The sequence below is a fragment of the Bacteroides sp. NGMCC 1.200775 genome, from assembly GCF_040798045.1.
GTDB classification, from domain to species: Bacteria; Bacteroidota; Bacteroidia; order Bacteroidales; family Bacteroidaceae; genus Bacteroides; species Bacteroides hominis.
Genome location: NZ_JASCQK010000001.1, coordinates 1,435,617 through 1,448,615, shown reverse-complemented (window position 1 = coordinate 1,448,615; position 12,999 = coordinate 1,435,617). Strand labels below are relative to the sequence as shown.

Here is a 12,999-nt window from a genome sequence, read left to right as displayed (position 1 = left end):
TTATTAGAGGGAAAGAAGTGAATATCCTACCAATTACCCCTGTGTTATTGCATTTTTATGCAATAAATAGTCTGCTTGGCGGGCTGTCCTGAAGAAATTTAGCAGAAGACGTGTTAGCAGAAAGGAGGTGTATTGAAATAAACGGATTTAAACAGGCAAAGAAAGGTAACATTATGACACTTGAAGGGTTTGCCAAAAAACGAACTGTCATCCCATACAAGAATAAGGTTCATCCGACGGGTGTGTGGTTGTCATTCAAACTTATGTTGTTGATTCATGCTAATATTCAAGTCTGTTTATAGGGCGAAATGCAAAAGTCTGTTCATTAAATTAAAATGTCTAAAGTGCCGATTTATTAATAACAAGGTCTTTTTAGGGGTTTAGAATGTCGAAGAAGAAAAAAATATTATATTTGCAGATATAGACAAAAAGATGTACTATTATGGAAAATAAAGATCTGAATTGTCTTAAGGGCGGGTTTCTGCTGCCGCTTCTTGCTGAGACAAACGTAAATGCAAAGAATTTGTGGTGATTTATATTAAAGAATAAGTTTATGCTATGAGTACCTTCCGTTCCATAGAGGAGTTGGTTAAAAGCCTTGACCGCGAGAAAGAGCTTCTAAAAGAGATGTTTGCCAAGCGGAAGTCGCTTTCGTTCCGATATGATTATGCATTAGAGATGACTGACTATAAAGAAGAGCGCATCCGCTATCTGATAGATTATGGGGTGATTCGTGATACAGGTGATTTTTTGGAGATGGAAGATATTTATTTAAAATTCTTTGAAGATATACTGGAAGTGAATGAAGAGATAAATGTCTCTTATGTGCAGGACTATCTGGTGCGCCTCAATGAAAACATAGATTACTATCTGAAGGAAAATAACGAAAAGCGAAAGTATAATTATCAGCGTGAGGTGAAGCGCTGCCTAAAGAATATCGCCCTTACTACTGTTCGCAATGTGTTGGATCTGAAACGTAACATGGACAATACGTACAAGAATGAACCCAACTACCAGATCAAAAAAGCCAAATTGACAAGGCTGAGTGAAAAGTTAAGAAATATCTCTTTACTGATAACCAAATGTGAAGAGCTGATCGACCATCAACAGCCTGTGTTTTTTCGTATAGCTATGGATGTACAGATGCAGGATGTAGTGAGTGACGTAAAATTACAATTGAATGACTCTTATCATAATCTGCTTGAAATTCATAGACAGATTGTCCATTACCTGAATCTGATAGATTATCAAAACCGTATCTTTGAGAAGATAAGAAAGTTGAAGTACCTGAAAGACCAGTTCCTACTGGAAGAGAACACTAACATCCGGCAAGTGCTTTCGGGAAGAAATCCCGTATGGATGGAACCTCAAATCAATTATCGCATTAAACTTTCTGTAGATGCTTTGCGTACATCTGATGAAGCGTTTCAAATCATCCGGAAACTGGCGGCACGGCAGAAGATCCGGAAGAACACTTTGAAAAATCTGGCAGCACCCATTCCCGAAGGATACCTGGACGGGCAGTCGGAGGTGGTTGATATGGTGAATTTGCAGGAGGTGTACAATGCCTTTGAGGCCTCGGGCGCTCACCTGTTCTATTTTGTGATGAACTACCGCTACCGCAAAGATGTGACCAGTGAGGATAAACTGATTTATTTTTGTCAGTTAGCTTCTCAATATGCTGATAGGCTTAACTTTACAGAGTGTTATGAACACTCGGGTGAAGTGGAGTATCCAATTATTTATCCTAAATAACAAGAGTTTGAACGATGAAATATACAGAAGAAATTTTCAATACGCTTAGTCGTGGAGGGTTCATCTCCTCCAATAGCATTTCTGCCCAAGTGAAGCGTTATTACGATGTTATAGAGGAGGATTTCCCCGATTATTATGAATATTATAAAGGGATAGGATTCTATCTGGAAGGAGGCGATGGCTACTATCATTTTACGCGTCGGGAAGCGAAAGTGGATTTGGAACGAAAGCTTGAAGCCGCACAACGTTGGATTGAGTATCTTAGTTTTCTGAAAACCTATCATTCGGCTTTTGGACCGGGTTTCTTGTTTCGTGCTGCCGACATTGAGATTCAAATAGGCTGTGACCTGGAGTTGAAAGAGAAAGTCGCAAAGATATTCCCTGACAAAAAGAAGCATGAAGAAGTCGTTGCCAAGTTGATATCCGAATTGGAAAGAATGGGATTTGTTGAAAAAGAAAATGAAGTGGATGGGACTTACAAAGTGTTGACTGCTTTTCATTATATGGAAGAATTGATTGATTGTATTACCATATCGGAGGAGGTGCAAGATGAGATACCTGAATAAAATTATTTTTCTGAACAGCGCTCATATTCCTTATACAGAAGTTTGTCTGGATGGTAATGTTCATTTCATTGGTACGCAGGGAGTCGGAAAAAGTACGTTACTGCGCGCTCTGTTGTTTTTCTATAATGCGGATAAACTGAAATTGGGTATCCCTAAAGAAAAAAAGAGTTTTGATGCTTTTTACTTTCCTTATTCAAATTCCTACATCGTTTATGAAGTAATGCGTGAGAATGGGGCTTATTGTGTGGTAGCTGTTAAGTCGCAAGGCAGGGTTGCCTTTCGTTTTGTGGATGCACCGTTTGAGAGCTATTGGTTTGTCAATGAACAGAATGAAGTATATGCAGACTGGAGCCGTATCCGCGAGCATATTGGGAAGAAGTGTCAGGTCACTCCGCTGGTGAGCGGTTACGAGACTTATCGTGATATCATATTCGGAAATAACCGCAAGCAGGAGCTGTTGATTTATCGTAAATTCGCAATAGTGGAGAGTGCAAAATACCAGAATATTCCCCGTACTATACAGAATGTTTTCTTAAATTCCAAGCTGGATGCTGATTTTATAAAAGATACTATCATTCGTTCGATGAGTGATGAAGATATTTCTGTGGATTTGAGTTTTTATCGAAGTCAGATAAAGGAATTCGAGCAAGAATATAACGACGTGATGCTGTGGTTTACAAAAAATAAGAATGGCGAAATACCTATACGCAAGATAGCAGACAAAGTGATGAATTCATATCGCGATTTAATTTATACCCATAGGCAAATTGAGGAAGAGCGTGCTGAACTGAATTATGCGGAAAAACAGGCTTTACAGGAATTGCCTCAGTTCAGGGAGAAGATTACTAATACGGAGGCAGAGCGGGAACGCGGATTAAGGTTAATCAGTGAACTGCAACAGAAACGCAAAAAGGAAGAGGAGGTATTGATTGGCGATATTAGAGTTGTTGAAGAGGATTTGAAGAAAGCGCGCCGGCAACGGCAGTACTATGAACAAATAGGTATTGAAGAATTGATCCGACGAGTATCACAAGAAGAGTTTCAAAATCAGGAGCTGGAACGTATGCGGATTATGAAATCCGAGTTGACGCGCGCCTATCAGGATGTATTATCTAAGTATCGTTCGTTGACTGAAAATCTGGAGATTGACTTTCGTTCGTTTGAAAATAACAAGCAATCACTGATACTCGAAAAAGGAACTGCCGTCAGCAGGCTACAGGAAGAGGCCATGCAAAATCTTCGTTCGGAAGAAGAGTGGGTGCGTTCGGCATTCGAAGAGAAATTGCAAGCGGTAGATGCAAAAATGTTACAACTGCGTGATGAACAAGCGCAAACGGGAAGACAACAAGTGAAGGCCTCTTACGAAGCACCTTATAAAAAAGAAATATCCGACTGTGAAGAAAGTATCGGGGAGTTAAACCAAAGAGACCAAGAACTGAATTTTCTGATACACCGGCATCAAATGGATATAGATCGTTTGAGGCAGGAATGTGGCATCTTGCGGAAAGAGTTGGAAATGGAAGCTCAAAATAAAATAGAAGATATATGTAAAGAGAAAGAAAATCTTGAGGAAGAACTGAGAGTGCTGAATGCTTTGATTGAGAAACGGAAGGGCTCTTTTGCCGAATGGCTGGAGAGCAACAAACCCGATTGGCAGGATAGCATCGGCAAAATAGCTAATGAGGAGGCGGTGCTATATAATAATGGGCTGAATCCTCGTTTAACGGATAACTCCGGCACTTTGTTTGGTGTGTCGCTCAACTTGTCTGCCATAGAACAAAATATCCGTACTCCCGAAGATTTGAAACAGGAACGATTGGCGAAGCAGCATATACTTCAAGAAAGCAATAACCAATTGGTGCATTTATCGGAGGAACTGAATAGTGAAATAGAGCGTTTGGAGAAGAAATATTCCAAACTGGTGCGCGAAATAGCAGACAAACAACATTTGCTGGAAGCTGAACGAATGCAACTCCCCACTAAGCTAAAGAATCTCCAAGTGGCTCTTTCTTCCTGGAGGACAAAAGAGGGAGAATGGAAACGTATTCGTACCGAAGAGATTCAGGAAGCGTTGAACGAAATAGCCCATCGGCTTTATCGAATAGAAGAGGAAAAGAAGAAGATAGTAGACGAGCGGGAACGCAGGTTAAAGGCTTGTCAGAAGAACTATAAGGAACAAAAAACAGGACTTCAAAAAGAGTTAGAGCAGTATGTATCGAATATAAAGTCCGAAATCAATCTTCGGAAGCAACAACTGGAAGAACGAAAAAAGGAGTTAAGACAAGCGCAGGAAACAGAACTTGGTGGCAAAGGCGCAGATACGGTAACAATTCGCAAGTACGATGCCAGAATAGAACAGATCCAAAAGGAGTTGGTCTACATCCGTGAGCACCGTTCACAAGTTACGTATTATGAAAAGGATAAACAGGAACTTTTTGACAAAGAACCCTTCATGCGAAGTTGTAAGAAAGATCTTGAAGACAAGTTGGCAGCACTGAACGAACGTTTCGATTTGCGTGAAAAAAAATTACAACTTCAACGGAAGAATGTGGAAGAAGCATTGACTAAACTAAGGCAGGGATTACAGCTATTGGAAAACGGGCTGAATAAGGTAGAGGTTTTTCAAGAAGATGATATTTTTTGTCCGCCGGGATCAATGGAGGTGGGTGAAAAGAATACTAAGAAAAGTTGTGACGCAATAGTGGAGGGATTGAAGTCACTGATTATATCTGCTATCAGGAAGAAAGAGGAGTTTAGAAAAGTTGTCATACAGTTTAAAGGATATTTTTCAGCGAAGAACACTTTTCACTTCCGTACCGAATTGATCAGTGAGCAAGATTATTATGACTTTGCTTCAAACCTATGCGAGTTTGTGGATAATGATAAAATATCCGATTATCGGAAACACATCAGCGAGCGATATACAGATATCATTCGTCGCATATCGAAGGAGGTAGGCGATCTGACACGCAATGAAGGGGAGATACGTAAAACGATTGATGCCATCAATACTGATTTTATAGAACGAAACTTTGCCGGAGTAATCAAAGAGATTGCCCTTCGTCCTTTACCGAGCAGTGATAAGTTGATGCAATTGCTGTTGGAAATAAAGCGGTTCAATGATGAGAATCAACATTCTATGGGAGAAGTGAATTTGTTTGCACAAGACTCTCGGGAGAATGTCAATGCAATAGCGGTGCGCTATCTGCTTTCGTTTATGAAGCATTTGCTTGAAGATCCCGGACGGAAGCAACTGGCACTGGCGGATACCTTCAAGCTGGAATTTCGAGTCAAGGAAAATGACAATGATACGGGTTGGGTGGAGAAGATAGCCAACGTAGGTTCTGACGGCACAGATATTCTGGTAAAGGCAATGGTGAATATCATGCTTATCAATGTGTTCAAAGAAAAAGCGTCGCGTAAATTTGGTGATTTCAAGATACATTGCATGATGGACGAGATAGGTAAATTGCATCCTAATAATGTAAAAGGCATTTTGGACTTTGCTAATTGCCGAAACATTCTGCTGGTGAATAGTTCGCCAACTACCTATAATGTAGAAGATTATCGTTATACTTATTTGCTAAGCAAAGACGGGCACTCGAATACGCGGGTAGTTCCATTGATAAAATACTCAAGTAATCGGTAAGATTGGAATGCGTTCGCAAAATTTAGAGAACATGGCTATCAAAAAAGAAAATAAACTTCATCTGGGTGAAGCACGTTTGTTATTACGGATGATGAACGGTGATACGATTTCTTCCTCTCGTTTTTCATTTGCGTTGACGGAAGATCTATTGGGAGAAGGAATTCTTATCCAAATATCCAACGGACGTTTTAGGAAATTTAGGATAAACGATGCTGATGGATGTCGTGTATATCTTGCTCAGCACTATGACATTAAAGGAGGGTTGGAGGAGTGGATCAAGATAAAAGAACGTCAAAATGCGGTGTCTCGTGCAGAACAGGTGTCCGTAACCGGTGATTCTAAGACTAAACATACCCGTTCTTTCAGGGGTTTTCTTATCAGTAGTTATGTTCCGATAGAAGCAACTCTGAATGGCGAAGCTTTTTTAATTCAGCCGTTGCGGGGAACTTCCTTCTTTATTGAAGACTTTGAGCATTTTCATCTTCCCGGAGATGTCATAGTGATAGGCATGGAAAATGGAGAGAACTTTCAGCATATCCGCGAACAACAATATTTGTTTGAAGATATGAAAGTACTTTTTGTCTCTCGTTATCCTCAATCAAAAGATTTGCGTACCTGGCTACAGATGATCCCTAATCGTTATATTCATTTTGGCGATTTTGATTTAGCGGGAATTCATATCTTTCAGAAGGAATTCTATATTTTCTTGGGAGAGCGTGCCGAATTTTTTATTCCGGCGGATGTGGAGGAACGGTTGAAAAATGGCAATCGATGGCTTTATGATGTGCAATATGCCCGGTATAAATCTATGGATATTTTGGATAAACGGTTGTTGCCGCTTGTAGAGATGATCCATAGGTTCCGGAAGGGATATGAGCAGGAAGGATATATTGTTAGATAATGAGAGATTGAACAAAAAGTAGACCACATAATGAAGAGAAAGCAATTAAAAAAAGTGCTTTGTCTTCAATGCGGGACGGAATCATGGCATTCTGTAGAGAATGAATGACTGTTTTTGCATCGAAGTGCGTAAGCAGCATAGTTGGATATGCTGTAGCAGCCTTCTGCTATCTGAAGCAATTTTAACTCTTCGTTTGAAAACCAAGCTATCTCTTAGTTGTTGTACTCTGCAACGGTATAACGGACGGAGATATGTTTGGAAAATCAGGTGATTTAGAGGATATGAGGAAATGGCGGGTATGGAAGCTGAAATTGATAGATGCCCGTCTTTATTTTGTCAGTATATTCGTGGGATTGTTGACAGGGCTTGTTGCTGTACCCTATCACTATCTGTTACAATTCTTTTTTAATACTCGTAGAAACTTTTTTGATTCACAGCCACATTGGTATTGGCATATTCCTATCTTTTTGTCTTTATGGGGTATCCTCTTATTTGTGATGTGGCTGGTGAAAAAGATGCCGTTGATCACCGGTGGGGGGATTCCTCAAACCCGTGGAGTGATTAACGGACGTATCTCCTACAAGCATCCTTTTATAGAGTTAGTATCTAAGTTTGTGGGAGGAGTGTTGGCGTTGAGTGCCGGTTTATCTTTGGGACGTGAGGGGCCCTCCGTGCAGATCGGTTCTTATATCGGTTGTCTGGTGTCTAAATGGGGAAGAGTGCTTGCCGGTGAACGAAAACAACTGCTTGCCGCCGGTGCAGGTGCCGGATTGGCTGCTGCTTTTGCCGCTCCCTTGGCTTCTTCGTTATTGGTCATTGAGTCTATCGAACGTTTTGATGCACCTAAGACCGCCATAACCACTTTGCTCGCCGGAGTGGTGGCAGGTGGTGTGGCGAGTATGATCTTTCCCATTAACCCTTATTTCCAGATTGACGCTATTTCTCCCGGACTGGTTTTTTCTTCACAAGTCAAATTGTTCTTATTGCTGGCTGCGGTAATTTCCGTATCCGGTAAGATTTATTCGGTTATTACAGTTTGGTTTAAGCGACTTTATCCGGCCATCAAGCATCCGGCTTATGTGAAGATGCTCTATTTGTTGTTTATTGCTTATTTAATTTCACTCACGGAAGTGAATCTGACCGGTGGAGGTGAACAATTTTTATTGGAGCAGGCGATGCATGCTGACACCCATATTATGTGGATTGTAGGTATGATGATTTTGCATTTTGTTTTTAGTGTGCTTTCGTTTTCTTCCGGATTGCCGGGAGGAAGTTTTATTCCCACTCTGGTTACCGGGGGACTGATCGGACAGATCGTTGCTTTGATTCTGGTACGTCAGGGCATTATCGGATACGAAAATATCAGCTATGTCATGCTGATATGTATGTCTGCTTTTTTGGTTGCGGTGATCCGGACTCCTTTGACAGCAATCGTTTTGATTACCGAGATCACCGGACATCTGGAGGTTTTCTACCCCTCCATTGTTGTGGGAGGGCTGACCTACTATTTTACGGAGATGTTGCAGATCCAGCCGTTTAATGTGACACTTTATGATGACATGATCAGTTCTCCTGACTTTCAGGAGGAGAAGCGCTATACTCTTTCTGTCGAAGTGATGAGTGGTTCGTATTTTGATGGAAAGACGGTAAGCGAATTACTATTGCCGGAACGTTGTGAGATTATCAATATACACCGTGATCGGAAAGATATACCCCCGGCAAAGCAAAAACTTGTTCCGGGGGACCAGGTGCAGATCGAGATGGATGCACAAGATATTGAGAAATTATACGAACCTTTGGTAAGTATGGCCAATATCTATTGAGCTTGTTCTCTCAGCCAGGCTATTTCTTCGGGCCACAGTGTTTCGTCAATGGTCTCCAGAATTAATGGCATATTGTCGAAACGGGGATCTTTCATTAGTTTCTCAAAGAAAGCGAAACCGATTAGTCCCTTACCGATGCTGTCGTGACGATCTATTCGACTACCTAATTCTTTTTTGGAATCATTGAGGTGCATCCCCCGCAGATATTCAAATCCGACTACTTCACCGAATTCTCCGAAGACATCATCATAATCATTCAGAAAGTCATAACCGGCTGTAAAAGTGTGGCAGGTGTCCAGACAAACCCCTACACGACTTTTATCCTCCACGCGGTCGATGATGTACTTCAGCTGCCAGAATTCATTTCCCAGGTTGCTTCCTTGTCCGGCAGTATTTTCAATAACGGCAGTTACTCCTTGGGTCTTTTCCAAAGTCAGATTGATGCTTTCTGAGATCCGATCCAGACATTCTTCCACCGGTATCTTGTTGAGGTGGCTGCCGGGATGGAAGTTCAGCAATTTCAGTCCCAATTGTTCGCAACGTTGCATTTCGTCAAGGAAGGCAGCCCGGCTTTTGGACAGTCCCTCTTCTTCGGGATGTCCCAGGTTTATCAGGTAACTATCGTGCGGGAGAATGTATTCGGGGGCGAAGCCGAATTTCTCACAATTTTCTTTGAAGAGACGGATACTATCTTCGGTTAGTGGCTTACTGACCCACTGGCGTTGATTTTTAGTAAAGAGGGCAAATGCGTTGGCCCCGATTTCGTGTGCATTGACAGGAGCGAACTCAACGCCTCCTGATGCACTGACATGTGCTCCGATATATTTCATATTCTTTTCTTTGATTCATATGCAAAGATAACATTTCCGTAACAATATATGTTTTGCCCCATAACAATATATGTAATGAGTGATTACATATATTGTTATGGGGCAAAAGCTCTGATGGTATCCGACGGTTAAGCCAGATTGCCTATTTCATCCAGATTCTTTTGGATATCATCATCTGTAAGCGAATAGTTTACCAAGTCACCGGACAGGTATTTGTCATACGAAGCCATATCGATCAGTCCGTGACCGGACAGGTTGAACAGAATCACTTTCTCTTCTCCGCTTTCTTTGCATTTGTTTGCCTCACGAACGGCGGCTGCGATGGCGTGGCAAGATTCCGGAGCAGGAATAATACCTTCAACCTGTGCGAACAGGCATCCGGCTTCGAAAGATTCCAGTTGGCTGATATCGACAGCTTCCATCAGTTTGTCTTTGAGGAGTTGCGAAACGATCACTCCTGCACCGTGGTAGCGAAGTCCGCCGGCGTGGATGTTGGCCGGAGCAAAGTTGTGCCCCAATGTAAACATAGGCAACAGTGGGGTATATCCTGCTTCGTCGCCGAAGTCGTATTGAAACTTACCGCGGGTCAGCTTCGGGCAAGATGCCGGTTCGGCAGCAATGAAGCGTGTTTTTTTACCTTCAAGGATGTTATGGCGCATGAATGGGAACGCGATGCCACCGAAGTTGGAACCACCACCAAAGCATGCGATCACCATATCGGGATATTCACCTGCCATTGCCATTTGTTTTTCAGCTTCCAGGCCGATCACGGTCTGGTGCAGGGTGACATGGCTCAGAACGGAACCTAATGTATATTTACAGTTTGGAGTAGTTTGAGCCAGTTCGATGGCTTCAGAGATGGCGGTACCCAATGAGCCCTGATGATTCGGGTGTGCAGTCAGAATATCTTTTCCTGCACGGGTCGACATCGAAGGCGAAGGAGTCACCTGGGCACCATAGGTCTGCATGATGCTACGGCGGTAAGGTTTCTGCTCATAACTGATTTTCACTTGATAAACGGCTGCTTCCAAACCGAAAAGTTTGGCGGCGTAAGCCAGAGAAGCTCCCCATTGTCCGGCACCGGTTTCAGTTGTTACATTCTGTACACCTTCTTTTTTACAATAATAAGCTTGTGGAATGGCCGAGTTTAATTTGTGCGAACCCATCGGGCTGACACTTTCATTCTTGAAATAAATATGTGCCGGTGTGCCTAATGCTTTTTCCAGCCCATAGGCACGGACCAATGGAGTACTGCGGTAATATTTGTACATTTCACGAACCTCTTCCGGTATTTCTATCCATTGGTCGGTTTGGTTCAGTTCCTGGCGGCAAAGCTCTTCCGCGAAGATCGGATACAGATCTTCTGCCTTTAATGGCTGTTTGGTTCCCGGATGCAACGGGGGCATCGGCTTGTTCACCATGTCGGCTTGTATGTTGTACCAGTAATGCGGAATTTCTTCTTCAGGCAGTATGTACCTTTTTTTCTTGTCGCTCATAATATTGTAGTTATTTGATTATTCTGATGCCAAAAGTAAGTATAATTTTTAAGAATTATATGATTTCAGCAACAAAGAATCGGATATGTTTGTTATTTTAGTTAAGTTTGTGCGACTCTATTAATATGCAATCCGATGAAGATTTATCATAAATTCTTTTTGTACCAGAATAAATTGTTGCAGCCTTACGTACGACTTTTGTTACGATTAATGGCAATTATCACCTATCTGGCTTCCATCATGCTGATAGTCGGAGTGATTTACGAACATGGCTTTACGCTCTCTGCCCATGAAGTTACGAAAATACATCTTCTTTATAAGACGGTTTGGATTATATTCCTGATCGACGTTACGCTGCATATCCTGCTTGAATATAGAGATACGAAAAAGAATTTCCGGAAGTTGGCCTGGATACTGAGCTGGTTACTGTATCTGACTTTGATTCCTGTTATCTTCCATCGGCCCGAGGAGGGAGGGGCTATTCTGCATCTGTGGGAATTCCTGCACGGTTACTTTTACCATATTGTCTTGCTGTTGCTTTTCTCCTTACTGAATTTGTCTAATGGGCTGGTACGATTGTTGGGCAGGAGAACCAATCCTTCTTTGATTCTGGCTGTCAGCTTCCTGGTGATTATATTTATCGGATCGGGGTTGTTGATGTTGCCTCGTTGTACTGTGGAGGGGGTTACCTTATCGTGGGTCGACGCGTTGTTTACTTCTACCAGTGCCGTCTGCGTAACCGGGTTGGTTCCCGTTGACGTATCCGCTACTTTTACGCCGGCCGGACTGACAGTTATCATTCTTTTGATTCAGATCGGTGGTCTGGGAGTGATGACACTGACCAGTTTCTTTGCCATGTTCTTCATGGGAAATACTTCTTTGTACAATCAGTTGGTCGTACGTGATATGGTAAGTTCCAATTCATTGGGGTCGTTATTCTCTACTTTATTGTACATATTAGGTTTTACATTGGTCATTGAGGGGATAGGCATGCTTTCTATCTGGTTCAGTATACATGGTACGCTGGGGATGGATGTTCAGGATGAACTGGCTTTTTCTGCCTTTCATTCCATCTCTGCCTTTTGTAATGCCGGATTTTCTACGTTGCCTGGTAATTTAGGCAATCCGATGATTATGACCCAGCATAACTGGCTGTATATAACCGTGTCTTTCCTGATTATTTTTGGTGGAATCGGATTTCCGATTCTGGTTAATTTTAAAGATATTATAGTTTACCATGCCCGTCGTTTCTGGCGTTTGATCCGTACCCGCCAGTGGGACAATCATCAGGTACATCATCTGTTCAATCTTAATACTAAGATTGTATTGATAATGACTGTTCTGCTACTGGTTTTCGGAACGCTTGCCATTGCTTTTTTCGAGTGGAATCATTCGTTTGCAGGCATGTCGGTTGCCGATAAGTGGACACAGGCTTTCTTCAATGCCACTTGCCCCCGAACCGCCGGATTCAGCAGTGTAGACCTGACTTCACTGAGCATACAAACCATCATGCTTTATATAGTCCTGATGTGGATCGGTGGTGCGGCACAGTCCACAGCCGGTGGTGTGAAAGTAAATGCTTTTGCTGTTGCCTCACTCAACCTGATCGCTGTGCTGAGAGGAACCGAAAGAGTGGAGGTATTTGGCCGTGAGTTGTCACATGACTCCATCCGACGTTCCAATGCTGCGGTAGTCGTTTCTTTGGGAATCTTGTTTGTGTTTGTCTTTATTCTGAGCATACTGGAACCCAAGATGTCTATCATGACCCTGACGTTTGAATGTGTGTCGGCTTTAAGTACGGTTGGCTCCAGTCTGAATGCCACTCCTTTGCTGTGTGATGAAAGTAAGTTGCTGGTATCTCTGCTTATGTTTATCGGCCGTGTAGGATTTATCACTCTGGTGCTGGGCATCGTGAAACAGAAAAAGAATACAAAATACCGTTATCCGAGCGATAACATTATCATAAACTAATCAGTTGA

The 12,999-nt window shown here is 42.2% G+C and carries 8 protein-coding genes; 6 read left to right on the top strand and 2 right to left on the bottom strand.

The window, feature by feature from the left end; all coding sequences use genetic code 11:
• The first annotated feature begins 558 nt into the window (after positions 1–558).
• The 5 genes from QK890_RS06240 (at position 559) to QK890_RS06220 (ending at position 8,694) form a co-directional block, all read left to right on the top strand.
• A complete protein-coding gene (locus QK890_RS06240) occupies positions 559–1,755 on the top strand; it encodes a hypothetical protein (protein WP_032540706.1) in 1,197 nt (398 codons plus the stop codon).
• Positions 1,756–1,769: 14 nt separating this feature from the next.
• Positions 1,770–2,321, top strand: a complete 552-nt coding sequence (locus QK890_RS06235; protein WP_032540705.1) for a hypothetical protein — start codon at positions 1,770–1,772, stop codon at positions 2,319–2,321.
• Positions 2,305–5,970 carry an ATP-binding protein gene (locus QK890_RS06230; RefSeq protein ID WP_032540704.1) on the top strand — a complete coding sequence of 1,222 codons (3,666 nt, stop codon included), beginning with the start codon at positions 2,305–2,307 and terminating at the stop codon, positions 5,968–5,970. Before QK890_RS06235 ends, QK890_RS06230 begins: the two co-directional genes overlap by 17 nt.
• 31 nt (positions 5,971–6,001) lie before the next feature.
• Positions 6,002–6,871: a hypothetical protein gene (locus QK890_RS06225; RefSeq protein ID WP_032540703.1), complete on the top strand. Its 870-nt coding sequence runs from the start codon at positions 6,002–6,004 to the stop codon at positions 6,869–6,871.
• A 251-nt stretch (positions 6,872–7,122) separates the two neighbouring features.
• The gene (locus tag QK890_RS06220; protein ID WP_005775949.1) at positions 7,123–8,694 is read left to right on the top strand and encodes a ClC family H(+)/Cl(-) exchange transporter; all 1,572 of its coding nucleotides are present in this window, start codon (positions 7,123–7,125) and stop codon (positions 8,692–8,694) included.
• On the opposite strand, the gene nfo is transcribed toward QK890_RS06220, so the two are convergent.
• Both nfo and QK890_RS06210 read right to left on the bottom strand, forming a co-directional pair.
• On the bottom strand, positions 8,688–9,524 hold the full coding sequence (gene nfo / locus QK890_RS06215) for a deoxyribonuclease IV (protein WP_032540702.1): 837 nt from the start codon (positions 9,522–9,524) through the stop codon (positions 8,688–8,690). The genes QK890_RS06220 and nfo overlap by 7 nt on opposite strands.
• 128 nt (positions 9,525–9,652) lie before the next feature.
• Complete coding sequence (locus QK890_RS06210; RefSeq protein WP_005809773.1) at positions 9,653–11,020, bottom strand: TrpB-like pyridoxal phosphate-dependent enzyme; 1,368 nt, start codon at positions 11,018–11,020, stop codon at positions 9,653–9,655.
• Between the two features lie 135 nt (positions 11,021–11,155).
• Between QK890_RS06210 and QK890_RS06205 the strand changes: the two genes are divergently transcribed.
• On the top strand, positions 11,156–12,991 hold the full coding sequence (locus tag QK890_RS06205; RefSeq protein ID WP_005809772.1) for a TrkH family potassium uptake protein: 1,836 nt from the start codon (positions 11,156–11,158) through the stop codon (positions 12,989–12,991).
• The last annotated feature ends 8 nt before the right edge of the window (positions 12,992–12,999 follow it).